At 68.5% G+C, this 24,553-nt stretch carries 25 protein-coding genes and 1 riboswitch; of the genes, 8 read left to right on the top strand and 17 right to left on the bottom strand.

The genetic code is table 11. The features are described from left to right. Window positions 1-113: 113 nt before the first annotated feature. Window positions 114-908 (bottom strand): HAD family hydrolase, encoded by a 795-nt coding sequence (locus tag ACFPJ1_RS07250; protein WP_380102263.1) that lies wholly within the window; start codon window positions 906-908, stop codon window positions 114-116. Continuing rightward, complete coding sequence (gene serS, locus ACFPJ1_RS07245) at window positions 905-2,182, bottom strand: serine--tRNA ligase (protein ID WP_380102262.1); 1,278 nt, start codon at window positions 2,180-2,182, stop codon at window positions 905-907. Before serS ends, ACFPJ1_RS07250 begins: the two co-directional genes overlap by 4 nt. Before the next feature lie 106 nt (window positions 2,183-2,288). Here serS and ACFPJ1_RS07240 point away from each other — a divergent pair, with 106 nt between their 5' ends. Then, window positions 2,289-3,881, top strand: a complete 1,593-nt coding sequence (locus ACFPJ1_RS07240; protein ID WP_380102261.1) for a bifunctional phosphatase PAP2/diacylglycerol kinase family protein — start codon at window positions 2,289-2,291, stop codon at window positions 3,879-3,881. Here the strand turns inward: ACFPJ1_RS07240 and ACFPJ1_RS07235 are convergent. Further along, window positions 3,849-4,361, bottom strand: a complete 513-nt coding sequence (locus ACFPJ1_RS07235) for a DUF4446 family protein (RefSeq protein ID WP_380102260.1) — start codon at window positions 4,359-4,361, stop codon at window positions 3,849-3,851. The genes ACFPJ1_RS07240 and ACFPJ1_RS07235 overlap by 33 nt on opposite strands. A gap of 98 nt (window positions 4,362-4,459) precedes the next feature. On the opposite strand from ACFPJ1_RS07235, the gene larB reads away from it, so the two are divergent. Further along, the gene (gene larB, locus ACFPJ1_RS07230; RefSeq protein ID WP_380102259.1) at window positions 4,460-5,188 is read left to right on the top strand and encodes a nickel pincer cofactor biosynthesis protein LarB; all 729 of its coding nucleotides are present in this window, start codon (window positions 4,460-4,462) and stop codon (window positions 5,186-5,188) included. Then, window positions 5,185-6,537 (top strand): nickel pincer cofactor biosynthesis protein LarC, encoded by a 1,353-nt coding sequence (gene larC, locus ACFPJ1_RS07225; RefSeq protein WP_380102258.1) that lies wholly within the window; start codon window positions 5,185-5,187, stop codon window positions 6,535-6,537. The genes larB and larC overlap by 4 nt, the downstream gene beginning before the upstream one ends. 27 nt (window positions 6,538-6,564) lie before the next feature. On the opposite strand, the gene ACFPJ1_RS07220 is transcribed toward larC, so the two are convergent. From ACFPJ1_RS07220 to ACFPJ1_RS07205, 4 genes are all read right to left on the bottom strand, one after another. Next, on the bottom strand, window positions 6,565-6,882 hold the full coding sequence (locus ACFPJ1_RS07220; protein WP_380102257.1) for a cupin domain-containing protein: 318 nt from the start codon (window positions 6,880-6,882) through the stop codon (window positions 6,565-6,567). A 32-nt stretch (window positions 6,883-6,914) separates the two neighbouring features. Beyond that, the gene (locus tag ACFPJ1_RS07215) at window positions 6,915-8,552 is read right to left on the bottom strand and encodes an MptA/MptB family glycosyltransferase (protein WP_380102256.1); all 1,638 of its coding nucleotides are present in this window, start codon (window positions 8,550-8,552) and stop codon (window positions 6,915-6,917) included. Beyond that, entirely contained in the window at window positions 8,549-9,307 is a 759-nt protein-coding gene (locus tag ACFPJ1_RS07210; protein WP_380102255.1) for a glycosyltransferase, read from the bottom strand. Before ACFPJ1_RS07210 ends, ACFPJ1_RS07215 begins: the two co-directional genes overlap by 4 nt. A gap of 171 nt (window positions 9,308-9,478) precedes the next feature. After that, window positions 9,479-10,081, bottom strand: a complete 603-nt coding sequence (locus ACFPJ1_RS07205; RefSeq protein ID WP_380102254.1) for a dihydrofolate reductase family protein — start codon at window positions 10,079-10,081, stop codon at window positions 9,479-9,481. A 270-nt stretch (window positions 10,082-10,351) separates the two neighbouring features. On the opposite strand from ACFPJ1_RS07205, the gene ACFPJ1_RS07200 reads away from it, so the two are divergent. Continuing rightward, window positions 10,352-11,551, top strand: a complete 1,200-nt coding sequence (locus ACFPJ1_RS07200) for an arginine deiminase (protein ID WP_380102253.1) — start codon at window positions 10,352-10,354, stop codon at window positions 11,549-11,551. Between the two features lie 180 nt (window positions 11,552-11,731). Here ACFPJ1_RS07200 and ACFPJ1_RS07195 read toward each other — a convergent pair whose 3' ends face one another. Further along, on the bottom strand, window positions 11,732-12,700 hold the full coding sequence (locus ACFPJ1_RS07195; protein ID WP_380102252.1) for a DUF5926 family protein: 969 nt from the start codon (window positions 12,698-12,700) through the stop codon (window positions 11,732-11,734). Between the two features lie 98 nt (window positions 12,701-12,798). Continuing rightward, window positions 12,799-13,215 (bottom strand): ATP-binding protein, encoded by a 417-nt coding sequence (locus ACFPJ1_RS07190; protein ID WP_380102251.1) that lies wholly within the window; start codon window positions 13,213-13,215, stop codon window positions 12,799-12,801. 756 nt (window positions 13,216-13,971) lie between these two features. On the opposite strand from ACFPJ1_RS07190, the gene ACFPJ1_RS07185 reads away from it, so the two are divergent. Then, the gene (locus tag ACFPJ1_RS07185) at window positions 13,972-14,847 is read left to right on the top strand and encodes a glycerophosphodiester phosphodiesterase (RefSeq protein ID WP_380102250.1); all 876 of its coding nucleotides are present in this window, start codon (window positions 13,972-13,974) and stop codon (window positions 14,845-14,847) included. A gap of 54 nt (window positions 14,848-14,901) precedes the next feature. Further along, window positions 14,902-15,885 (top strand): zinc-binding alcohol dehydrogenase family protein, encoded by a 984-nt coding sequence (locus ACFPJ1_RS07180; RefSeq protein ID WP_380102248.1) that lies wholly within the window; start codon window positions 14,902-14,904, stop codon window positions 15,883-15,885. A gap of 152 nt (window positions 15,886-16,037) precedes the next feature. Here ACFPJ1_RS07180 and ACFPJ1_RS07175 read toward each other — a convergent pair whose 3' ends face one another. The 6 genes from ACFPJ1_RS07175 to ACFPJ1_RS07150 all read right to left on the bottom strand — a co-directional run bounded on the left by ACFPJ1_RS07175 (window position 16,038) and on the right by ACFPJ1_RS07150 (window position 20,881). Further along, window positions 16,038-17,378, bottom strand: coding sequence for an LLM class flavin-dependent oxidoreductase (locus ACFPJ1_RS07175; protein WP_380102246.1), 1,341 nt, complete (start codon window positions 17,376-17,378; stop codon window positions 16,038-16,040). Next, entirely contained in the window at window positions 17,375-18,100 is a 726-nt protein-coding gene (locus ACFPJ1_RS07170) for an ABC transporter ATP-binding protein (protein ID WP_380102244.1), read from the bottom strand. The genes ACFPJ1_RS07175 and ACFPJ1_RS07170 overlap by 4 nt, the downstream gene beginning before the upstream one ends. Continuing rightward, on the bottom strand, window positions 18,076-18,927 hold the full coding sequence (locus tag ACFPJ1_RS07165; RefSeq protein WP_380102243.1) for an ABC transporter permease: 852 nt from the start codon (window positions 18,925-18,927) through the stop codon (window positions 18,076-18,078). The genes ACFPJ1_RS07170 and ACFPJ1_RS07165 overlap by 25 nt, the downstream gene beginning before the upstream one ends. Beyond that, window positions 18,924-19,979 carry an ABC transporter substrate-binding protein gene (locus ACFPJ1_RS07160; protein WP_380102242.1) on the bottom strand — a complete coding sequence of 352 codons (1,056 nt, stop codon included), beginning with the start codon at window positions 19,977-19,979 and terminating at the stop codon, window positions 18,924-18,926. The genes ACFPJ1_RS07165 and ACFPJ1_RS07160 overlap by 4 nt, the downstream gene beginning before the upstream one ends. A gap of 21 nt (window positions 19,980-20,000) precedes the next feature. After that, on the bottom strand, window positions 20,001-20,561 hold the full coding sequence (locus ACFPJ1_RS07155) for a flavin reductase family protein (protein WP_380102241.1): 561 nt from the start codon (window positions 20,559-20,561) through the stop codon (window positions 20,001-20,003). Between the two features lie 170 nt (window positions 20,562-20,731). Further along, window positions 20,732-20,881: a hypothetical protein gene (locus ACFPJ1_RS07150; RefSeq protein ID WP_380102240.1), complete on the bottom strand. Its 150-nt coding sequence runs from the start codon at window positions 20,879-20,881 to the stop codon at window positions 20,732-20,734. Window positions 20,882-21,093: 212 nt separating this feature from the next. On the opposite strand from ACFPJ1_RS07150, the gene ACFPJ1_RS07145 reads away from it, so the two are divergent. Both ACFPJ1_RS07145 and ACFPJ1_RS07140 read left to right on the top strand, forming a co-directional pair. Beyond that, the gene (locus tag ACFPJ1_RS07145; protein WP_380102239.1) at window positions 21,094-21,588 is read left to right on the top strand and encodes an RNA polymerase sigma factor; all 495 of its coding nucleotides are present in this window, start codon (window positions 21,094-21,096) and stop codon (window positions 21,586-21,588) included. Further along, window positions 21,581-22,147: a methylated-DNA--[protein]-cysteine S-methyltransferase gene (locus ACFPJ1_RS07140; RefSeq protein ID WP_380102238.1), complete on the top strand. Its 567-nt coding sequence runs from the start codon at window positions 21,581-21,583 to the stop codon at window positions 22,145-22,147. Before ACFPJ1_RS07145 ends, ACFPJ1_RS07140 begins: the two co-directional genes overlap by 8 nt. 210 nt (window positions 22,148-22,357) lie before the next feature. On the opposite strand, the gene ACFPJ1_RS07135 is transcribed toward ACFPJ1_RS07140, so the two are convergent. Further along, on the bottom strand, window positions 22,358-23,038 hold the full coding sequence (locus tag ACFPJ1_RS07135; RefSeq protein ID WP_380102236.1) for a class I SAM-dependent methyltransferase: 681 nt from the start codon (window positions 23,036-23,038) through the stop codon (window positions 22,358-22,360). Between the two features lie 64 nt (window positions 23,039-23,102). Further along, on the bottom strand, window positions 23,103-24,431 hold the full coding sequence (locus ACFPJ1_RS07130; protein WP_380102235.1) for a purine-cytosine permease family protein: 1,329 nt from the start codon (window positions 24,429-24,431) through the stop codon (window positions 23,103-23,105). After that, window positions 24,426-24,553: riboswitch (TPP riboswitch) on the bottom strand. It overlaps the preceding gene by 6 nt.

Below are 24,553 nucleotides of genomic sequence, written 5' to 3'. Positions count from 1 at the left end.
ACAGGGGTTCCAGGCCTTTTGGTTGCCCTTTAAACCTATTTGATTGCCCTTTGAACCGGTTCGGGACTGCGACCGGTTAGGACTGGGATCTGGTTCGTGTCGGGGCTCGCGATTCAGAACCAGCGGTTGAGCACGGCCGCGACCCCGTCGTCCTGGACCGACTTGGTCACCTCGTCCGCGGCGACCTTGACCTCGTCGGGCGCGGCGCCCATCGAGATCCCCAGACCGGCGTAGACGAGCATCTCGATGTCGTTGCGCCCGTCGCCCATCGCCAGCAGGTCCGCCGCCTCCAGGTCGTACTGCGCCAGCGCGACCTTCAGGCCGGTGCTCTTGTCCACGCCCTCGGGAGCGATGTCGAGCCACGCGGTCCAGCCGACGAAGTAGCTGACACCGTGCAGGCCGAGCCGTTCCGCCAGTTGGACGAAGTCGGCCTCGGACTGCTCCGGGTCGCGGATGATCAACCGGGTCACCGGTTCCGGCGCCAGCTCCTCGTCCGTCACCACCCGGATGCCCGCACCCGTGCCGAGATCGCCGTCCGGGAAGGGCGCGGTGACCAGGTAGCCACCATCGTGCTCCTCGACGGCCATCCGGGCGTTCGGCGCGTGCTTGCGGACCGACCTGATCACCGTCGACGGGTCGAAGGTGCGCTCGTCGACCACCTCACCGTCGGGGTACCGGAGCGTGCGTGCACCGTTGCTGCAGACAACCAACCCGCCGTCCGGCAGGCCGAGGAGTTCCGCGACCGGCCGGGTGGTCTGCCAGGACCTGCCGGTGGCCAGGATCACCGGCACCTGCGCCGCAGTACGGCGGACCGCGTCGACGACCGCCGGTGAGAGCGACTCGTCGTGGTCGATCAGGGTCCCGTCGATGTCAAGGGCAACGGCTTTCGGCTGCCAGCCCTTCGTCATCGGCCCACCGGTTCGAGGACCTCACGACCGCCGACGTACGGCCGGAGCGCGGCGGGCACCCGGACCGAACCGTCCGGCAGCTGGTGCGTCTCGAGGATCGCGACCAGCCAGCGCGTGGTGGCGAGCGTGCCGTTCAGCGTCGCGACCGGGCGGGTCTTGCCCTCCGCGTCGCGGTAGCGGATGTTCAGCCGGCGGGCCTGGAAGTCGGTGCAGTTCGAGGTGGAGGTGAGCTCGCGGTAGGCGCCCTGGGTAGGCACCCACGCCTCGCAGTCGAACTTCCGGTACGCCGAAGCGCCGAGGTCGCCCGTCGCCGTGTCGATCACCCGGTAGGCCAGTTCCATCTTGTCCAGCATCTCCTTCTCCCAGCCGAGTAGCCGCTGGTGCTCCGCTTCGGCATCCTCGATGCTGGTGTATGAGAACATCTCGACCTTGTCGAACTGGTGGACACGAATGATCCCGCGAGTGTCCTTCCCGTACGAACCGGCCTCGCGCCGGTAGCAGGACGACCAGCCGGCGTACCGGGCCGGACCGGCGGACAGGTCGAGGATCTCGTCCATGTGGTAGCCGGCCAGCGGGACCTCCGACGTACCGACGAGGTAGAGGTCATCCTCTTCCAGGTGGTAGACCTCGGACGAGTGGGCGCCCAGGTACCCGGTTCCGCCCATCACCTCGGGCTTGACCAGGGTCGGCGTGATCATCGGGGTGAAGCCGTTCTCGACCGCCTGCGCGATCGCGAGCTGGAGCATGCCGAGCTGAAGCTGCGCGGCGACGCCCTTGAGGAAGTAGAACCGGGCGCCGGACACCTTCGCGCCGCGCTCCATGTCGATCGCGCCGAGCAGCTCGCCGAGCTCCAGGTGGTCGCGCGGCTCGAAGCCCTCGGCGGCGAAGTCGCGCGGCTTGCCGACCTCCTCGATCACGACGAAGTCCTTCTCGCCGCCGACCGGCGACTGCTCGGACACCAGGTTCGGCAGTGCGCGGGACAGCTCAGTGAACCGGGTCTCCGCCTCGTTCGCGGCGGCTTCCTTGGCCTTGACCTCGGCGGACAGCGCCTTGGTCCGCTCGAGCAGCGCGGTCCGCTCGTCACCCTTGGCCTGCGCGACCTCCTTGCCGAGGCCCTTCTGCTCCGCCCGCAACGACTCGAACGCCGCGATGGACGATCGACGGTCCCCGTCGGCCGCCAGGATCTGGTCGACCAGATCAGTACTCTCGCCGCGCTTGGTCAGGGACTCGCGGACGGCATCGGGGTTCTCTCGGAGCAATTTGGCATCGATCACACCCTGAGGGTATCTGGGGCGTGTCAGGGGTGGCGAAGTGTATTCGGGATGATGGGCTGGGCACCAGCCGTACCGGGCGATGCCATCGAGGGGGAATCTGCGGGCCATGAACCACCATCCACCCAGTCACGTCGGCCGTGCGCTGACGGTCGTCCTGGGTGTGTTGCCGTTCACTGTGGTCACGCTGCTCGTCTTCAAGGACTGGCCGCCACTGCGCCGCTTGGACGAGTCCGTGGTCGACCGCGTTGCCGAATACGGGCAGGCGCACGACGGCTGGGTGGACCTCTGGCAGATGCTTGGCACGGTCATCCTCCCGTGGACAATGCGGGCGGTCGTGCTGGTGGTCGCGGTCTACCTCTGGCAGCGCCGGGCCCGCCTCCTGACGATCTGGCTGCTGGTCACCGTCGGGGCCGAGCTGGGCCTGGTCCAGGCCACCATGCACATCTTCGAACGGCCCGCGCCGGAGCAGGCGCTGGTCGAGGTCAACAGCTGGTCCTACGTCTCCGGACACGCGACCGCCGCCTTCGTGATGGCAGGAGCCCTCGGCGTGGTGCTGCCGTCCGTCCGCGGCTGGCGGCGCCGGTTCCGCCTGCTGGTGACGCTGCCGGCCGTCGCGGTGGTGCTGCTGGTCTCGTTCGACCGCATCGCGCTGAACGTGCGGTACGTGTCCGACGTGATCGGCGGCTGGGCCCTCGGCCTGGCGATCCTGACCGCCACCTCGATCGGATTCGGGCTCCGCCCGGGGCTGCGCCGACTCCGCCGGCGGCCGAAGACGGAGTTCGACGGTATGACGGTGCCGCCCCGGGCCGCGGTGATCGTCAACCCGATCAAGGTCGGTGACGGCGTGGCCTTCCGGCGCAAGGTGACCCGCGCCCTCGCCGTACGGGGGTATGACGATCCGTTGTGGCTGGAGACGCGGGAGGATGACGCGGGCAACGCGATGGCCAAGCAGGCGATCGAGAACGACTCGGACCTGGTTCTCGTCGCTGGTGGCGACGGCACGGTCCGGGTGGTCTGCGCGGCGCTCGCCACCACCGGGATCCCGGTCGGTGTGATCCCGGCGGGCACGGGCAACCTGCTCGCCCGGAACCTGCACATCCCGCTCGACCTGGACGACGCGCTGGAGCGGATCCTGGACGGCCGGGACCGGCGGATCGACCTGGTCAAGGTGCACGGCGACGGCCTGGACACCGACCACTTCGCCGTGATGGCCGGACTCGGGCTGGACGCCGCAATCATCACCGGCGCGCCGCCGATCCTGAAGGCGCAGATCGGCTGGACGGCGTACCTGGTGTCGGCGGCCAAGAACATCAACCACCCGTCGGTGAAGGTGCAGATCACGCTGGACGACGAGGAGCCGGTCGAGCGGCGGGTTCGTACCGTGGTGATCGGGAACGTCGGAATGCTGCAGGCGAACATCCCGCTGCTGCCGGACGCGCGGCCGGACGACGGCCTGATCGACGTGGTGGTGATCGCGCCTCGGCGGGTGACGCAGTGGCCGCTGGTGTTCTGGCGGGTGATGACGCGAACCAAGCGGACCGAGATGTACCTCGAGCGGTTCACCGGGCGGAAGGTGGAGGTCACCGCCGCGGTGGACGTCCAGCGTCAGCTCGATGGAGACGGGATCGGCCCGGGCCGCAGCCTCACCGCGGAGGTCGAGCCGGGGTCACTGGTGGTCCGGGTCCCCAAGCGTCGGTGACGCCTCCTTGCGGAGCGTCTCGATCGCCTCTTCCTCCTCGGGCGACAGTTTGGCGTCGCTCTCGAAGGCCTTGACCTCCTTGGCGTAGGAGCGGGCGTCGTTCCGGCTGTTGATCGAAGTCAGCACGACCCCGTCGCCGTTGTCGTCGAGCAGCGCCACCGACCAGGACAACCGGCCGCTCATCTCGCCGTAGGCGTCGTAGCGGACGACCGCCAGGTGCTGCAGCGTCTCCCGGAGCTCGGCGCGGGCCTCCTCGAGCTCCTTGCTTAGTCTGCGCAGCTCGGACTTCACTGTGCCGGGTCTGGCCTCGGGCTGGGCTTGGGCTTGCGCCTGGTGCTGGGGTTCTGGGGTGGCGGCAAGCTTCGTGACGGCCTTGGCCGTGCCGGACTGCGCCCTCAGCGCCTGGATGGCGAACACGAGGGCGAGCACCGCCACGAACAGAGCGGCGATCCCGAAAGCACCGGCTAACGTCGAAGACACGCACCGCAGCCTAATGGCTGCGTGCTCAGGTGGGCGCGCTGCGTATCAGCTACTGGGTCCGCGCCGCCGCTTCCGACCAGGCCACGTAGATTCACGGCGTGACCCATTTGCCTGACCAAACTCCCGCTAGCGGCCCGCTGCCCGGGGTCCACGACCTCGGCTACGCGCGGCTCGACACCGACCGGCTGGAGCGCACCGGCGACGCCGAGGTCGTCTACGGCGCCGGTAAGACGCCCTCACAGGTCGTCGAGCTGCTCCGTACGCTCCACGCGACCCACCCCGGCCATGCCGTCCTGGCGACCCGACTGGCGGTAGAGGCTCAGGAAGCCGTCTCCGCCGCTCTGCCTGAGGCTGTAGTAGACCCTGTCGGCCGTACTGCGGTGCTGGGCGAGGCGCCTGTACTGCGTGGGACGGTCGCCGTGGTCTCGGCTGGTACTTCGGACGCGCCGGTGGCTGCGGAAGCCGCGACTACTGCGCGTGTGTTCGGCGCTGGAGTCGACCTGATCACCGATGTCGGTGTGGCGGGGTTGCACCGGGTGATGGGTGTGCGGGAGCGGCTCGACGCTGCGGACTGCCTGATCGTGGTGGCCGGGATGGAGGGCGCGCTACCGAGTGTGGTCGGGGGGCTCGTGGGGGTTCCGCTGGTGGCTGTGCCGACATCCGTTGGCTATGGCGCCTCGTTCGGTGGGGTTGCGGCCCTGCTGGCGATGTTGAACTCGTGTGCGCCGGGCGTGACCGTGGTGAACATCGACAACGGGTTCGGGGCCGGGGTCTTCGCGGCCCGGGTCGCCCGGCGTGCGGCGCCGGCAGAGGTGAAGGAGCAGTGAGAGTCGCCTGGATCGACTGCGCGGCCGGTGCGTCCGGGGACATGCTCCTGGGAGCGTTCCTGGCGGCCGGTGCCGACCTGGAGGTGGTCAACGCGGCGGTGGCCGCTGTGGACCCGTCGTTGTCGGTGACGGTCGAGCCGACCTCCCGACACCAGATCGCCGCCACCAAGGCCTCGGTCCGAGTCTCGGGCGAACTACACCCGGAGAACTTCCCGGACAGCCTCGGTCCTTCCGCTGAGCCCGAAGCCGGGTCCGCCGCTGGGCACGGTCATGAGCATGACGACGGCGCCGGGCATGGTCATCGGCACGACGACGACGCTGGGCACGGGCACGGCGACGGCGCTGGGCATGGCCACGGGGCTTCTGGTGGGGGCGGGCATACGCGGAGCTGGGCTGAGGTGCGGCGGCTGGTCGAGGCCGCCGGGCTCGCCGATGCTGTGCGGGACCTGGCGCTCGACACCTTCGCGCGGCTGGCTCGGGCCGAGGGGGCCGCGCACGGGGTTGCCCCGGACGACGTGCACTTCCACGAGGTCGGCGCGCTCGACGCAATCGCGGACATCGTCGGGGTCGCCGCCGCGTCAGTGTCTCTCGAACTCGACCGCGTAATCGTGTCCACCATCGCCCTTGGCGGCGGACGCCAGGTTCGCGGCCAGCACGGCGGCATCCCCGTACCCGGCCCCGCAGTACTGGCTCTGCTCTCCGAAGCGGAAGCACCTGTCACCGGCGGCAGCGCGCCGTACGAAATGACGACGCCGACCGGGGCCGCGCTGCTGGCCGCGCTGGCCGACGAGTTCGGCTCGCTGCCGCCGATGCGGATCCAGCAGACCGGGGTCGGCGCGGGTGGTCGTGACCCGGTCGAGGTACCGAACATCGTGCGCGTCGTGATCGGCGACGCCGTCGACCGGCCGTCCACCGAACTCCTCTACGAGACCAACGTCGACGACCTGGACCCGCGGATCTGGCCGCAGGTGCTCGCCCGGCTGATGGAGGCCGGCGCGGCCGACGCCTGGCTCACCCCGATCCTGATGAAGAAGGGCCGCCCGGCGCACACACTGTCGGTCCTGGTCGGCAGCGCGAGCGCGGAGGTGGTCCGCTCGGTGATCCTGGCCGAGACGTCCGCGATCGGCCTGCGCGAGTTCAGCGTCCGCAAGCACGCGGCGGACCGCGAGTTCGCCAGCGTCGAGGTCGAAGGCCGGCTCATCCACGTCAAGATCGCCCGGTACGGCGGTCAGGTGGTCAACGTGCAACCCGAGTACGACGATGTCGCGGCCGCCGCCGCCGACCTCAAGAAGCCGGTGAAGACGATCCTCGCCAAGGCGATCGCCGCCGGCCACGACCTCTGGAGCTGACGGGGCCCCGGAGTTGACGGGGCTACGTCAGCGGCCGGAGTACGGCGGCGCGAAGAAGACGAGCAGGGCCAGGTCCTCGGTGATGTCGGTGAAGCGGTGTTCCTCCTCGGCGGGGACGAACAGGACATCACCGGGGCCGACCTGCTCGGTGCCGCTCGGGGTGACAATGGTCGCGCGCCCGGCGGTCACGACGTAGATCTCGTCCTCATGGTGCGGCGCCTGGTCGTCGACACCGCCTGCCGGGATCGAGTAGGTCCCCACCGACAACGAGTCGGTCCTCAACTGCTCGGCAAAGTGATTCGGCTCGACCCGCTCGAACACGCCCGCCCCAGACAACTTCCGCATCCGCCAGACCTTAACGGCCAACCGGTCCGCGCTCAGCTTCCGGCGCGGGCTTTCTCGGTCACGGCTTTGGACTTCCGCTTGGGCCAGTCGTACGGCCACCACTGCGCCCCGCCACGTCGGGCCCAGACGATCAGCCCGATCAGCACGCCCAGCTCGACCACCGGGCAGATCGTGTCCCGCAGCCGGGTGCTGAACCACTCCAGCGAGTCGGACAGGCTCACCGCGACCTGCCGGGCGTTCGGATCCCGCCCGGGCACATAGGCGATCGCAAGCATGGTGGTCCGGATGACCATCAGCTTGTCCACCTTCGACGCCGCCACCGCGGCCAGCGCGACCCAGGCGATGATGTCGTACCAGGGCAGCGAGTACATCGCGGTGACCAGCCAGGCGATCGCGTAGATCGCGGTGTAGCGGATCGCGTCGGGCGTTCTGTCCTCGGGATGCGCCTGCGGCACCAGCGACTTCGGGAACACCTGCGAGAGCAGGATCGCGACCACGATCAGACCGACCCAGGCGGCGATCGCGAGCACGGTCCGGACCAGTGCCCCCGGCAGGAACAGGTCGAAGAAGCTGAGCAGGACCTTGTGTGGCGTCCCTGTCGAGATGAACGAACTGTTCGACCGGGCCTGCTGGAGCGCCTCGAGCCCGACCACCGCGTACAGGCCGACCATCGAGATGGCGGCGCCGAGGCAGAGCATGATCATCCGGCGGCGGTCCGCGCGCAGCGACCAGAGCATCGCGACGCCGACCAGACCGATCGAGAGCTTCGTGCACCCGGCGACGCCGAGCATGATGCCGGCCCAGAAGATGTGCCGCCGGAACAGTACGAGCGCGATCACCGCGAACATCACCGCGATGGCGTCGTTGTGCGCGCCGGCGAGCACCGTCCACAGGAGCAACGGATTCGCCAGGCCGAGCATCACCACGCGCCGGCGGGACACCAGGTTCGGCCCGACCAGCTTCATCAGCAGCACGCCGGTCACAACCAGGCTGATCGCGACGGACAGCTGCAGCATCCACACGGTGAGCTGCATCGAGTCGCCGCCGACCCAGGAGGAGAACCACTGGATCCAGGTGGCGATCGGCCCGTACACGCTCTTCGCTCCCTGCCACGGGCGCTCGGTCGCCGCGATCACCGGGTCGTAGCCGAGCCGGATGGTGTCGGCCGGGGCCGTCGTGTACGGATTGCCGCCGAGCGACATGATCCGCCCGTACGCCGCATAGATCAGCACGTCGCCCGAGGCCATCGGCGGGACCAGCGTGATCGCGGCCGTGGTACCGATGCCTAGAGCAACCAATCGCTGGACGCGTGGCGCCCAGCCGTTCTTGAGCGCGCGGGTGGCGAGGTAGACGCCGTACCCACCGAGCAGGATCGCGACGTACACCATCAGCGTGACGAGCCAGTCGTTCGGCTTCGTGTTGAACCAGTACGACGGGAGCCAGGTGTGGCGGTTCGTCAGGGTCAGCACGACGACGGACGGCCCTAGCAGTCCGGCAGCCACGATCAGGATCGTCGAGATCAGGTAGAGCCCGACCGCTCTTCGGCCGTCCCTGTCCCCGGACTTGCGATCGACGACGTCCTCGGGCTTCTGCTCGACGGCGTCGGCCACGCTCTCGTCGTTGCTCGCCTGACCTGTCTCGCCGGTGCTCATCGGCCCTTCGGCACTCATCGGCCGGGCTTTCGGGACGGGAGAGCGCTCCGGGCGGCGAGGGCGCGGCGTACGTGCAGGAACTGACGACCGCGGTGCAGCTGACCGCGCAGGTCCGTGCCGGTCGCGCGGTGCCGGACGTCGATCGGCACCTCGATGATCCGGAAACCCTTCCGGCCGAGGTCGATGCTCAGGGCGGTCTCGACGCCGAATCCGCTCGCGAGCGGAACAGCGGCGTCGAACGCGACCCGGGTCACGCAACGCTGGCCGGACAGTGGCTGCTCGGGCGCCCAGCCGGTCGCCTGCTCGATCCCCTCCCGGGCCAGCCGGACCACGAATCCGTGGCCGCCGGCCTTGCTGCCGTCCGCGCGCACCTGGGCCGGGAGCGTGCCGATGGTCATGTCGGCCCGGCCGGACATCACCGGCTCGATCAGCGGCTCGGCACCGGTCGCCGAGTCGGTCAGGTCGGCATCCAGGAACAGCAGGTGACGCGCGCGGGCGCCGTCGCGCTCGGCAACAGCCGCCGCCCCGCTCTCCATCGCCGCCGCCTTTCCCCTGTTCCGCTCGTGCCGGACGACGACTGCCCCGGCCCGCTCGGCGGCTGCCGCCGTCCCGTCCGTGGAGCCGTCGTCCACGACGACGACCAGGTCGACCCCGGCGATCTTGTGTACGGCGTCCACCGTCGCGGCGATCCGCTCGACCTCGTCCTTCGCCGGGATCACGCACGCAACGGATCCCTCGAAGGGCTCGACGGGGGGCAGATCTGAACCGGACACAGCACCGCAGCCTAGTTGTTCCCCAGCCGAATCCACCCCTCAGCACCCGTCACCTGGGGATATCTCGTTCTTTCGAACGATCGGGTGGGTGGCCTGTGGACAACTCCGGTCCTGCCAGGGCCGATCAGGGCATCTTCTCTGGCAGGACCGAAAGGAGGTGTCGTGAGCGCATCAGGAGCGGACGCGGTCGTAGAGCAGGCACAGGGCGCCGGATTCGGTGGGAGCCGAGGAGACGAGCTTCCAGGACGTGGCGGGGATGCCGTCCTCGAAGAGGCGTTCGCCGCCACCGACCAGTTCAGGCGCCAGGGTGATGCTGAGGCGGTCGAGCTCGTCGGCCGCGAGCAGCGCCTTGATCACGCTGCTACTGGCGAGCACGACGATGTCGCCACCTTCCTCGGCGCGCAACTGCTTCACCGCGGCCGCCGGGTCGCCGTCGACGATCCGGGAGTTCTGCCACGGCGCGTCCTTCAGCGTCGAGGAGAAGACCACCTTCTCCGTGGAGTTCAGCCACTGCGAGAAGGCCCGGTCCTGCGGCGCCGCGTTCTCGTCGTCCGCGACCGCCGGCCAGAAGCCGCCGAAGCCCTCGTAGTTCTTGCGTCCGAGCAGCGCCGTGGTGGCGGGGCTCGTCACCCGGGTCATGTGGTCCCGGGCCCCCTCGGTGATCGCGTGCGGCACGATCCAGCTCATGTCGAAGTCACCGCCGGGGCCATTGGTGCGACCGTCGAGGGAAAGCATGATGTTGCCGGTCACCGTGCGGGCGTTTCCGTTGGTCATTTCTGTTCCTCCTGGTCGAAACGCCCTTTCCGGCGTCCTCTTGACCACAATCCTGTCGGAGTGCCCGCCGCGGAACATCGGCCACGTGGCCGATCTGTGCCCGCCCCCGGCCGATCCCGTACCGCGACCCGGGGCGGCCGCCGGTGCTCGAGTTGGAACTGGCGCGAAATTGTCGGACAATCAGACAGAATCAGGTGCAGTTCCCCGCCTCGGCGGCGGTGCTGCCGTAGCTTGGGTGGGACGACCGGATCAGGACGAGAGGGCAGGCGCATGACTGAGGCGTATGGCGTCGACAGCGAGGTCGGGCCGCTGCGGACGGTGATGCTGCACCGTCCCGGCAACGAACTGCGGCGACTGACTCCGCGGAACAACGACAAACTGCTGTTCGACGGCATTCCCTGGGTCGGGCGGGCACAGGACGAGCACGACGCCTTCGCGCAGGCTCTCCGCGACCGGGATGTCGAGGTGCTCTACCTCGGACAACTCCTCAGCGAGGCTCTGGGCGATCCCGCCGCGCGGGCTTCGGCCGTCTCGGGCACCACCGAGGACCTGCGCCTCGGCGACAGCCTCCGCGACTACCTGCGCACCGCGTTGACCGCGCTCGACCCGGAGCAGCTCGCGGAGGCGTTGATGGCCGGCGTGCGGAACGACGAAGTACGGGCCGGTGGTCTGGTGACGTCGCTGCTCGCCCACGAGGACTTCCTGATCGACCCGCTGCCGAACCTGCTCTTCACGCGAGACTCGAGCGTGTGGATCCGGGACTCGGTCGCGGTCACCTCACTGGCGATGCCGGCGCGCTCCCGGGAGACGCAGCTGACCGAGCTGATCTACAAGTTCCACCCGCGCTTCGCTGGTGCGGACAAGGTGTACGACCACACGCTGGAGCACGTCGAGGGTGGCGATGTGCTCGCGCTCGGCCCCGGAGTACTGGCTGTCGGCGTGGGTGAGCGGACCACTCCTGCTGGTGTCGAGCGGTTGGCGCGACGTGTATTCGCGAAGGACCTGGCGCACACCGTTCTCGCAGTACCGATCGCCCAGCAACGGGCGACCATGCACCTCGACACCGTGTGCACGATGGTCGACGTCGACGCCGTACTGATGTACCCGAACATGGCCGAGGAGATGCGGGCGCTCGCGGTCACCACAGATGGCGAAGAACTGCACGTGGCGGAGTCCGAGCCGTTCCTGGTCGCAGCCGCGAAGGCGCTGGGTATCGACACCCTGCGCAGGATCGACACGGGCCTCGACCCGGTCACCGCCGAACGCGAACAATGGGACGACGGCAACAACACGTTGGCAGTGGCACCCCGGGTCTGCATCGCGTACGAGCGGACCGTCGAGACCAATGCGCGGCTGGAGGAGTCCGGGATCGAGGTCATCCGGATCTCCGGTTCGGAGCTGGGTTCGGGCCGCGGCGGACCTCGCTGCATGTCCTGCCCGGTACTGCGCGAACCGATCACGATCGGGTAGCTGACAAGGCAGGTAAACCCGGCGACACGCGGAGTGAAATCGGGGGTTGTTGTCCTGGCCGGTTGTGAGTACTCTTCATGGCTAGGCCCAGGCCCTGTTGCTCCCCCGTCAGCAGGACTTGGGCCGTCCACGTGGAAGGGCCCGCGCTCATCGAGCGCGGGCCCTTCGTCATGTCAGGTCCTAGCGGATCGTCAACTGCCGGCTGGCCAGCCCCGCACGGGCGGCCCGCTCCTCGGTGGTCAGCGCGTCCTCGGTCGCGAGCGCCTTGTCGAGCGCCGCGGCGAAATCGGCGGCCGGCTTCTCCAGGTCGGCGGCCTCGGCATCGGCCGGCAACTCCCAGACCGGAGCCAGCACACCCAGCGCACGGAACGACCCGATCAGGCGGCTCCCGTCGGTGAGCGCGGACGAGCCGGCCGCGTGAAGGCGGGCCAGCGCGTCGAGCAGAGTGTCCTCGGAGTGCGGCATCACCCAACGCAGGTACCGGCGGTCACCGATCTGCGTCCAGTACGCCGCCTCGACCGACTCCAGGCGAACCGTCGGGGCAGCGGCGGCGTTCGCCCGCTCGAGCCCGGCGGCGACCTCACCGGTCGGGTCCTCGACGTTCTCGCCGACCCAGTAGTCGAAGCCCTCGTGCACCTTCACAGTGATCGGCTTGGAGGTGTCGATCAGGTCCTGCAGCCGCGGACCGCCCTTGAGCAGGTCGCCCAGCTGGATCGGGTTGCCCGGCTCGGTGTTCAGCGCGGCGGTGATGGCGTGGGCGACGTCGCGGCTCGGGTCACCCGACGACGCGTGCGTCTGCAGGCCGATCCAGATCGTCTCGTCGTCGCGGACCAGACCCGGCATCGCCATCGGCAGCAACGTGACCAGGTTGACCGTCTTGCCCTTGTGCTCGCCGGTCAGCGTCACCTCGGCGGTACCGGCCGGGACGATCTCGCGGAAGGCGATCAGGTCGCACTCGGCCGGCAGCCCCTCGAACGGCCGGACCACGAAAGCGTCGGCTGCCTGCGCCTGCTCACGGCCGTGGCACTGCTTGAACCGCTTCCCGGAGCCGCAGGGGCAGGGCTCGCGCGGGCTGACGTCGACCAGGTCGGCCGGGTCCAGCGTGACGGTCGTGGTGTTCTTGGCGCGGTTGCGCGACTTCTTTCCCATGCCCGCAGTCTTGCAGCACCCCGCCGCCACACCCAACCCACGCACATCCCGCGCCGGGCCACGGTGCGGGAGGTCAGCCCGGACGACGGTGTGGGAGGTCAGCGGGGGACGATGGCGTGGACGGTGCGGCGCTTGTCGGCGGTGCGCACGGTCCACTCGACGGTGAGCATGTCCACGATCGCCAGCCCGCGGCCGCCGATCGACTCGGGATGCGCGTCGTTGATCCGCTGCGGCTCGGTGTCCCCGCAGCCGTCGGTCACCTGGATGTGGATGCCGGCCTTGTCGATCCACCAGGCCGCGTGTACATCACCGTCGGGGAGCGGCGGTGCGTACCGGATCGCGTTGGAGAGCAGTTCCGAGAGCACCAATTGCGCGTCATCGCGCGCATTTTCGGCGACCCGATGCCGCTTCAGATAGCCGGCCAGACGGCGGCGGGCATCCGCTACCGCGGACACTTCGTGCGGCAGTACGACGTCCATCACACTCACGTCGGCAGGCAAGGTCGCAGAGGACAAGCAGGGTCTCCTCAGTCATCGGAACAGCACTAGCAGTTCTGCCCAGCATCAACCCATTGAAAACACTCTCAGCAATTCCGTTACATCACACCGCGGTAGATCACACGTTTAGCAAAGAAACCGAGACAAAAGCGACGGAATTGAACGTGCAAATAACCCCTCGCATTCACCCAACTACACAGAACAACCCCCCAACCCCGACCTCAAAACCCTCTGCAACCACTCACACCACCCCCCAAACACCCCTCCCAGCCTTCCCACTCACCGCCCCCGTCAACCACCCACCACCCACCCCACCCAGCCCTAAAACCGTCTCCACCTGCCCACCGCCTCCCCGTCAACCGCGACCCGACTCAAGCAGTCCCCCCTGTACGCCCGTACAGAGCCCACCACCCCGCCAGACCGCCACAGCGAGCTCGAGCCACCGAGGCCGCCAGATTGTGACCGCTCCGCTGCCACCACCTTCAACCTGTGGGCCTCAGCCAACCTGTCGTGCCAGCGAGCCCGCTCAGCGGGGCTTGGCTGACCGACCTGGTCGGCGCGCTCATCCGGCTCACGCGCGGGTCGGCTCGGCCCGCTGTCGGCGGAGGTCCGGGCCAAGCCTGGTTGCTTTGCCTTGCCCTGGGGCTGGGGAGGCATGTCCAGTTCGACCCGGGCCCGGCGTACCGGAGTACAGGGGAGTTGGTAGCAATCGCTTTCCCGGGGGCGGCGTGGCTGGGTTAGGGGTTCGGTGGAGGGCGTGCCAGAGTTGGGTTTATGGGGAAACGCCCGAGCGTGGTGGCCCACCGTGGCGCTAGTGAGGTCAGTCCGGAGCACACGCTGGCGGCGTACCGCCGGGCGGTCGAGGCCGGGGCGGACGGGCTCGAGTGCGACGTCCGGCTGACGGCTGACGGTCATCTGGTCTGCGTACACGACCGGCGGATCGACCGAACCTCGAACGGCCGCGGGGTGCTGTCGACCATGCGGCTGGAGGAGCTCGACAGCTTCGACTGGGGTTCGTGGAAGACGCCGTGGGCCGACCTCGACGACGAGGCCGATCTGCCGGATCCGGACCTCTTGAAGGTGCTCACGCTGGAGAGGCTGCTGGAGACGGTTCGCGATGCGGGCCGGCCGTTGGAGCTGGCGATCGAGACGAAGCACCCGACGCGGTACGCCGGGCTGGTCGAGCGGCGGTTGATCGAGATGCTGGACAGGTTCGGCTGGGCGCATCCGAAGATCGGGTCGGAGTCGCCGGTGCGGGTGATGAGCTTCTCCTGGTTGTCGCTGCGGCGGATGCGGGCGCTGGCGCCGGGTCTGCGGACGGTGCTGCTGATGGACCGGGTTCCCCTGCGATTCCGCGACGGGTCATTGCCGACGGGTGTCTCGTACGCCGGGCCGAGCCTGGAGATCGTCACGGCCCACCCGGAGTTCGTCGATCGCGCCCACAAGCACGGCCACCAGGTGCACGTCTGGACCGTGAACACCGAGCAGGACGTCCTCGATTGCGCCGACATCGGCGTCGACGCGATCATCAGCGACCGCCCCGAACTCGCCCTCAAAACCCTCGCCGCCCCGCGCCCGGCAGCCTCTCTCCCGACCTCACCCTCCAAACCCACCCGCTCCCCCCTCCGCCGGCCTCGCCGCCCCGCCTGATCATCGGGTCGTGGCTGGCGGACGGGCGGGGGCTGGGTGGCGGAGACTTGAGGGGTGACTTTGACTATGCGGGCTGTGGTGTTGGAGGGGCCGGGTGGGCCGGAGGTGCTTCGGATCCGGGAGGTGGCCGTGCCTGGGGTCGAGGCCGGGTGGGTCCGGATTCGGGTTGAGGCGTTCGGGCTGAATCGATCGGAGTATCACTTGCGGGCCGGGCTGGCGACCCATGCCCGGTTTCCGATCGTGCCGGGGATCGAGGCGGTGGGCACGGTGGATCTGGCGCCGGGCGGGGAGTTCGCGGTCGGGCAGCAGGTGGTCGCGATGATGGGTGGGATGGGGCGGGAGTTCGACGGCGGGTACGCGGAGTACACGGTGGTGCCGGTGAGTTCCGTGCTGCCGGTGGAGACGGATCTGGACTGGGCGATGCTCGGGGCGTTGCCGGAGATGCTGCAGACCGCGCACGGGTCGCTGCACACCGGGCTGGGGATCCAGCCGGGACAGACGTTGCTCGTGCGAGGCGGTACGTCGTCCGTCGGGGTGGCGGCTGCTGTGCTGGCCAAGGAGTTCGGGCTGACGGTGTTCTCGACCACGCGGAATCCGGGGCGGGTTGAGATGTTGCGGGAGCTCGGGGTGGATCATCCGTTGGTTGATGACGGCAACATTGCGGAGAAGGTGCGGGAGATCGTGCCGGAAGGGGTTGATGCGGCGCTCGAGTTGGTCGGGACGAACGTGCTGCCGGACACCCTCAAGAGCACCAAGGTGCACGGAACCGTTTGTTTTACGGGGATGTTGAGTGACGAGTGGACGATCCCGGACTTCTATCCGATCGGGTATCTGCCGAACGGGGTGCGGTTGACGGGGTACGGCGGGGAGAGCAGCGATCTGCCGGCAGCGAACTTCCAGCGGTATGTGAATCTGGTTGCTGAGGGCAAGCTTCCGATCCGGGTTGAGCGGGTGTTCGCGTTCGAGGAGATCGTGGAGGCTCATCGGGTGATGGAGGCTGGTGGGGCGGTTGGGAAGCTGGTGGTGCGGGTTCGGTAGGTCGGCGTCCCCGAGTGCCTTGTACAGGTTCCGTCCATTCGGTCCTTTTCACCCTGGTGCGGGCCGGCGGTCCGGGCGACCGTTGTTTCACGGATGAGAAGAACCGAATGAACGGGGTTGTGGGTTTAGATGGTCTGCTCCCTCACGTGGGTTCAGACCGTGGCTAACCGCTGGACCTGTTCGTACTGCGAGGCCGGGCGGGCGAGGCCGTAGTGGTCTCGCAGCGTCGTGCCTGTGTAGTCCGTGCGGAACAGGCCCCGCTGTTGAAGGATCGGTACCACGTGGTCTGCGAACGCCTCCAGGCCGGACGGCAAGACAGCGGGCATGATGTTGAAGCCGTCGGCGGCGCCCGCGGTGAACCATTCGACGATTGCGTCGGCCACCTGTTCCGGCGTACCGCTGAAGGTTCGGTGTCCGCGGCCGCCACCCAGTCGGCCGATCAGTTGGCGCACGGTCAGCTTCTCCCGTCGGGCCAGGGTGACGATCAGTGTGTAGCGGCTCTTCGCGCTTTCGATCTCGTCCTCGTCGGGTAGGTCCGCCGGCAACTGCTGGTCGAACGGCAGATCCTCCGGCCGTACCCGCAGCGTCTTCGCCAGTTGTTGCCGCGCGTACTCGGGCCTGATCAGCTCATCCAACTCCCGCTCCAACCGCAACGCCTCCTCCGCCGTCCCACCGATCACCGGCACGATGCCCGGAAGGACCTTCAAGGACGCCGGATCCCGACCAAGCGCGGCGGTCCGTGCCTTCAGGTCGGCGTAGAACGCCTGCGCGTCCTCAAGCGTCTGCTGCGCGGTGAACACGGCCTCGGCGTAGCGAGCTGCCAGGCCCTTGCCGTCCTCCGACGAGCCGGCCTGGACGATCAGCGGGTGCCCCTGCGGTGAGCGCGGCAGGTTCAGCGGCCCGCGGACCTGGAAGTGCCGCCCGACGTGATCGATCGGGTGGACCTTGGCGTTGTCGCCCCAGACCCCGGACTCCTTGTCGGCCAGCGTCGCGTCGTCCTCCCATGAGTCCCACAGCCGGTAGGCGACCTCGAGGAACTCGGCCGCCCGGTCGTACCGCTCCGCATGGGCGGGCTGGTCGGCGAGGTTGAAGTTCAACGCCGCCTCCGGCCCGGCCGTGGTGACGACATTCCAGCCGGCACGTCCACCGCTGACGTGATCCACGCTCGCGAACCGCCGCGCCAGGTTGAACGGATCGTTGTACGTCGTGGAGGCCGTCGCGATCAACCCGATCTTCGATGTGGCGGCCGCGATCGCGGTCAGCAGCACGGTCGGCTCGAGCGATCCGGCCGGGCGCCGGCCGACGTCGCCGATGAGCACGGGCGAGTCCGCGAAGAAGACCGAGTCGAACTTGCCGCGCTCCGCGATCCGGGCCAGGTTCTGGTAGTGCGCGACGTCCGTGTTCGCCACCGGGTTGCTCTCCGGCAGCCGCCACGATGCCTCGTGGTGCCCGGTGCTCATCAGGAACGCGTTCAGATGCAGGTGACGGCTCACAGCGACACTCCCAAAGCGTCTAGAAGTCTGGAACGGACGGCGGCGAACCCGGGATCGGCGGGGCTGCGTGGTTCGGCGAGGTCGATCGACTCCTCGGCCACGATCCGCCCCTCGTCGAGGACGATCACCCGGTCGGCCAGCACGATCGACTCGTCGACGTCGTGCGTGACCAGCAGTACCGCGGGTTGGTGCGCGGCGCAGAGTTTGCGCAGCAGGACGTGCATCTTCAGCCGGGTCAACGCATCGAGCGCCCCGAACGGCTCGTCAGCCAGCAGCAACGCCGGTTCCCGCACGAGCGACCGCGCCAACGCGACCCGCTGCTGCTCACCGCCGGACAACTCATTCGGCCAGGCCTTCTCGCGTCCAGCGAGTCCCACCTCCGCGAGGCTCTCCCGCCCACGCTCGTCAGCTGCACGCAGGCCCAGTACGACGTTGTCGAGTACCCGCGCCCAGGGCAACAACCTGGAGTCCTGGAAGACCACCGACACGTTCGCCGGTACTGCGAGCTCGCCGCTGCCGTCCACGTCGTAGTCGAGCCCGGCCAAGGCCCGCAACAGCGTGCTCTTGCCGGAACCGCTCTTTCCCAGCAGGGCAACGAACTCCCCGGGCTGGATGGTCAGGTCGACTCCGTCGAGCACCGCGCGTTCGCCGTACTTCCGCACCAGGCCGCGAACCTCGACGGCGGTTTTCTCTAGTGTCAGTCCGCCAGCGTGCGTCGCCATGACAAGGCCTTCCTCTGGATCAGTCGGACGGCTCCGTCGGACAGCAGGCCGAGCACGCCGTAGAGGACCAGGCCGACGATGATGATGTCGATCTGTCCGTAGGTGCGTGCCAGCTCCATCATGTAGCCGATCCCACTGGTGGAATTGATCTGCTCGACCACCACGAGGGCCAGCCACGCGCCGGTGACCGCGAACCGCAGACCGAGCAGGAACCCGGGCAGCGCGCCCGGCAGGACCACCCGGCGGATGAACTCCCAGCGCGACAACCCGACGGTCTCGGCGAGCTCGACGTACCGGCTGTCGATGGTGCGCAGACCGTTGTGGGTGTGAATGTAGATCGGCACGAAGACGCCGAGCGTGATGGTGGTGATCTTCATCGATTCGCCGATGCCGAGCCAGAGGATCAGCAGCGGCAGCAGCGCGAGCGACGGGATCGCCCGCTTGATCTGGATCGGGCCGTCCAGGACCGCCTCGCCGAACCGGCTCAGGCCGGACAGCAGCGCCAGGACGGTTCCGAGCGCGATGCCGAGGCCGAGCCCGACGAAGGCTCGCTGGGCCGACGTCAGCAGGTTCGACTGGAGCCGGCCGTCGGCGATCAGGTCGCCGGTCGTGGTGACCACGGTCCAGGGCGCCGAGAGCACTCGCGGGTCGAGCCAGCCGGTCGCGGAGCCGATGCTCCACCCGACCAGCAGTAGGACCGGGCCGATCGCGGCGCCGAACCTGATCGGCTTGCCCGGCCCGAGCCGGCGCCGGCGCCGTACGGGAGCAGCAACGGCGGTCTGGTCCCGCTCGGCGCGAACCCCTGGGAGGGTTGCCAGTTGAGTCATTTCGCTGCCGCCTTGATCGCGTCGGAGGCCACGGTCTGGAAACGCAGGTCGTAGAGGTCCGCGGCCTGGATCACCTTGTTGCCGGTCTCCTTGGCGAGCAACTCGATCGTCTCCTGCTGCCGCTTGATCGCGTCGCTCCAGTCAGCGCTGATCTCCGGATGCCCGGCGTTCTCGACCAACCACTCGCCGTCGGCAGTGGTGAGGCCCTGGTCCTTGACGTAGTAGCCCTCGATCCACTCCTTCGGGTGCTTGTCGATCCACTCCTGGGCGACACCCCAGGCGGCGACGTACGCCCGGATCGCGGCGGCCTTGCCGCTGTCCTCGAGCGACTCGGTCGGCCCGTAGAGGTGGCCGGCGTCGTCCCTGATCCCGTGCTGGATGGTGGTGGCGCCGTCCTTGCCGTACTTCGTCAGGTACCGCTTGATCTGCACACCGCCGATCGGCGCGACATCGACCTGCTTGGCGGCCAGCGCGTTCGAGTAGACGTCGCCGGTGCTCGGTAGCTCGACGAACTTGACGTCGTCCTTGGTCAGCCCGGCCTTCTTCAGCACCTTGAGCACGAGGGCGCCCTGCGCCTGGCCCGGGCTGTAGGCGATCTTCTTGCCCCGCAGGTCTCCCAGCGACTTCACCTGTACGCCGGGCGCGACGCCGAGCTGGTAGATCGGGTGGTTGATCGCGTCCTGGCGGAACTTGGAGGCCACGATCTTCACGTGCAGGTCGGTCCAGGTGGCGTGGATCGGCGGGATCTCCGCGACTGAGCCGAGGTCCAGCGCCTTCGCCCGGAACGCCTCGGTGGTCTGTGGTCCACCGCTGAGGTTCGCGAACTGGACGAACTTGGAGACCTTGTCGAGCTGGCCCGACAGCTCCAGGGCCTTCTGGGTGGCCGGATCGCCGACCACGATCTTGACGCCGTCCGGTACTTCGGTCGGTAGCGCCGCGTCGAGGGCGAGCTTCGGGCCGCCACCGGCCTCGGCGTCACCGCCGCATCCGGACAGGACGGTCAGTGCGGACAGGGCCGCGGCTAGTACGAGAAAGGACTTCTTCTTGGGCATGAGCTTCTTCCAGACAGGGGTTCAGGCGGGCCGGTGCGTGGTCGCGTAGCGGCCGTCGTGGTACAGCAACGGCTCGTGCTCGCGGCGCTCGGCGTGGGTGGCAAGCCGGGCCACGACAATGTGGTGATCGGCGACTGCGAAGCGGTGCTCGACCAGAGCCCGCAGGTAGCTCGGGGCGTCGTCCAGCGCGGGTTCACCGGTGCGCAGGCGGGACCAGCGGGTCGGTTCGGCAAACCGGTCGACGCCACTGGTGGCGAACACCCCGGCGATCGCGTGCTGGTCCGCGGCGAGGAAGTTGATCACCAGGCTGTCGGCCCGGTGCACGGTCGGCCAACTGGACGCGGTGGTAGCGATCGAGAACGACACCAGCGGCGGCAGGAGGCTGACCGACACCAGCGAGGTGGCGGTGAAGCCGACCGGGCCGTGGCCGGCGTCCGCGGTGATCACCACGACACCGGCCGCGTGCCGGCGGAAGACGGTACGGAAGATGTCGGCATCGACCGCCCGCTCCTCGACGTGGTCCGGTACGACGGTCAGGCCGGGGCGGCTCGTTCGGGCAGGGTTGAACGCGTGGACGGACATGTCTCTCCCTCGGGACGGGGCAGGGACGACCGGCAGCGGACAGGCGAAGACACCGCGACCGGGCGGGTGGGATTGGCAGCCGGACCGCTAGGGCGTCGGCTTGTCAGGGGGTGATGGCGGCGGCTCGGGGCCAGGTGGCGCCTGACGGGGCCCGCCGAGACAGCGGGTGATCAGCGACAGGTCGCGCTGGCCGTGCGCATCTGGTCGATCACGCGGCGGCGGGTCAGCAGACGGCTGATCAGCACCGGCAGGTCACCGGGCAGCACGCGGTGGTGGCTCGGGGCCACCGGTCCGCTCGCAAGCTGCCAGGTCTTCGTCATGTCAACGACTCTCTCATCAAAGTCGACTGAAGAACTAGACAATCTCGTCATTCGGAACATCCGTCCGAAACTGACCGGCTGCTGGAACGACACGCGCCCGGGTTGCCGACGTCTTCACGGTCGGGGTGTCGGTGACTTCGGGGTCTGGGCGTCGACGTCGCGGTCGGGTGTCGCCCTCACATCTCGCTTGCGGCGTGCGTTCTACTGGCGTGATGGTTTCGGAGAGGGTCTCGCTGCCGCCGTTCCAGGCGCTCGTCGACGAGCACTGGCGCGACGTGGCGAGGCTGGCGCGCGCGCTGGCCGGACCGGTCGACGGCGACGACGTCGCCCAACGCGCCTGGGAGAAGGCCTTCGCCGCCTACCCGAACCTCACCTCGGCAAAGAACCTCCGCAGTTGGCTGCTGACCATCACCTCCCGCTGCGCGACGGATCTGCACCGCGCCCGCAAACCACAGAGCCCGCTGGACGAGAGCCTGCCTCTCGCAGTGGACGGCCCGGAATCCGCCGAGTGGCCGGATCCGGATCTCTGGCAGGCGGTCAACGAACTCCCCGAACGGCAGCGCTTTGCCGTCACGCTGAAATATGTCGGCGACCTGGACCACCATGGCGTGGCCGCCGCTCTGGACACCACGCCCGCCGCATCCCGCCGACTCGTCAGCGATGCGCTCGCGACCTTGCGCAACAAACTCGGAGTAGACCATGAATGACCTCGAGAGCCGGCTCAGTCGACTCACCTCCGCAACCGGCGGGCCGCCGGTACTGCCCGCCGCAGACGTCTCCTATGCCCTGCACGACACCCAGATCGGCACCCTGCTGCTCGCTACTGCCGCCGGTCGCGTCGTGGCCAGTTCCTTCGGCGACGAGGAGACCATGACGAACCGGCTCGCTCGCGCGATCTCCCCCCGAGTACTGCGCCAGCCCGCCGCGCTGGACGACGTACGCCGGCAACTGGACGAGTTCCTCGACGGACGACGGCATGAGTTCGACCTGGAGGTGGACCTCGCGCTGGCTACGCCCTTCCAACGGCTCGTGCTCAGCGATCTGCCGAGCCACACCAGCTACGGCCGTACTACGACGTACGGGCGACTGGCAGGTGAGATCGACCGGCCGAAGGCGGCCCGCGCGGTCGGTACCGCGCTGGGCGCGAACCCACTGTGCGTCGTACTGCCCTGCCACCGGGTGATCGGGGCGAGCGGGGCACTCACCGGGTACGCGGGTGGACTCGACGCGAAACGCTTTCTGCTGAATCTTGAATCGAAAAGCTGAGTTTTCCGCTGGTCGCAGTCGAGCATTTACACTGAAGCCAAGAAGGAGCAGGTCCCCATTGTGGAGTGGGGACCTGCTTCTTGTTTTCTCCTTGCCAGCAAGGGAGATCCGGCGCCGGCGAATAGCGCGACTCACCAATGGTGAGCGAATTGCGGCGAATCGTTTCCAGGGAAATCTGGTCAGCCGCGGTAGCGCACGTAGTACAAGCAATCAATCCCCAGCAGGGACACGAATCTCGAGGATCAGCCGGCGACGGCCGCCCCACTGTCGTTTGTAGACCTTGTAGTCCTTGATGCCCGCCGCGGTACAGAGACGCCCGTAGCTGGCTTCGTCGTGGATGAAGTGGACGCTGCTGGTGCCGAACTGCTCGGTGGTGACGATCCGGTGCTCCGGCCCCTGCCGCAGCCCGTTCGCGATCTCGGAGGCCGTCGCGGGACCCCAGATCGGACCCTCGATCACCGCCAGACCGCCCGGCTTCAGGACCCGGGAGATCTCCCAGATCGTCGACATCTGCTCGTCCTCGGAGAACAACTCGTGGAACGCCGTCCACAGGCAGATCACCGCGTCGAACGAGTCCGACTTGTACGGCAGATCCGTCATCGAGCCGATCGCCCAGTCGATCGACAGTTCTTCCTCGAGCGCCTTCGCGCGGCCGGCCTCGACCAGGTTCGGGGAGATGTCGAGCGCACGCACGACCTTGCCCGCGCGCCGCAGCGGCAGGCTGATCCTGCCGTACCCACAGCACAGGTCGAGCACGGACTCCCGGCCTTCCAGGAGTTCCTCGACGGCCTCGACGGTGGCGGCGTCACGTTCAGGCGTGGTGCGACTGGCGAGCCCCTCGACCCCGAGTTCTTCGTACTCGGCCCGGCTGCGCAGTGCAGAATTCAGCATTGCGCAAGTATCCCGGCCGCGAGGTGTCACTGTCAGTACCGGGTGCCAGACAACTGCGAAGGCGTTATCTGGCGCGCGACTTACCCAGGCGGCCGAAGAGAATTGCCGCCAGCATCGAAATGACGATCGACGTGTACGTCGCGCCGAGCCAGCCGGGGACGGGTTGACCGTTGAACAAGCGCTGCTGGAGATCCAGCCAGAACGGCGACCAGCCCTCGACCGTGCCGGGATTCACCAACTGGTAGGCGACGAACCCACAGACCCAGGCCAGCGTGGGCGGCCAACGGAACCGGGCGGTGTCGGAAACATCCCAGCGCATCTTGCTGACGAGGAAGAAGTCCGCGATCGCGGCCGCGAACAGCGGGATGAACACAGAACCGATCAGGTAGAGGAACTGCGTGTAGTTGCCCAGGTCAACCAGCAGTGCGAGCCCGGTAGCGAGCACGCCGATCACCAAGGAGATCCAGCGGCGGTCCACGTGACCGATCAGGTTGTGCGCGGCCATGGTGGTCGAGTAGACGTTCGCGTAGGCCTCGTCGACCTCGTCCACCAGCAGCACGAACAGCGCGATCGCGCCCGCGGGCAAGGTGACCAGTGCGGTGATGACATCGGTGCTGTTGGTCTGCAGGGTCGCGACCGCCAGCACGCCGAGTGCGTAGTACAGGATCGCGGCGAGGCCGTAGCCGAGGGCGGAACCGGCGAAGGCGGCCTTGTTCGTCCGCGAGTGCCGGGTGTAGTCGGCGGCCAGCGGGGCGAATGAGACGACCCCGGCGGCGGCCAGGTCGACGGCCGGCCAGAAGCCGAACACGCTGTCCTGCGGTATGTCGTGGACTGGCTTGCTGAGCACCGCGACGAACAAGTAGACCGACGCGATCAGCACCAGCCAGACCATGAACTTCCGGAGCAGCTTGACGCTGCCCAGCGGCCGCACGGCCATCGCAGTGGCGATCACACCGGCGATGATCACGAACAGCCAGCGCCAGCGCTCACTCGTCACCGCCACGGCCGCCTGGGAGATGACGATGATCTCCATCGTGGCCCAGCCGATGTTCTGCGCGATGTTGAGCACGGTCGGCGCCACCGAGCCGCGGCGGCCGAACAACCCCCGCAGGCTGGCCATCGCCGGCGCACCCGTCTGCGAGCCGAACACGGCCGCGCCGCCGAGCACCAGCGCGCCGATCCCGCAGCCGACGACGACCGCGAGCAGACCCTTCACCAGCGAGCCCGTGTACGCCGCGACGAGGGCTCCGGTGACCGGGCCGAACAAGGAGATCCCGAAGTTGCCCCAGAGGGTGAACTGGTCGAGGAAGCCGAGCGTGCGCGGTGCGTCCGTGGTGAGGACGAGCGGCGCCTCGGTGTCGGTACTGGTCGTGCGTGCAGCAGTCGTGGTCATGGCTGACCTGCTCCCTACGCCGGCATTACCCGGTCAGGTTCAGGCGGTCGGCGACCCGGCTGGTTCTCAGCTCGTCGCCCTCTCAGCCCGCTCTATCGGCGCGAGCTCCCGCGGAGGTGGTT

The sequence above is a fragment of the Kribbella qitaiheensis genome (genome assembly GCF_042657745.1).
Classification (GTDB): Bacteria; Actinomycetota; Actinomycetes; order Propionibacteriales; family Kribbellaceae; genus Kribbella; species Kribbella qitaiheensis.
This window is presented reverse-complemented; position numbering and strand designations above follow the sequence as displayed.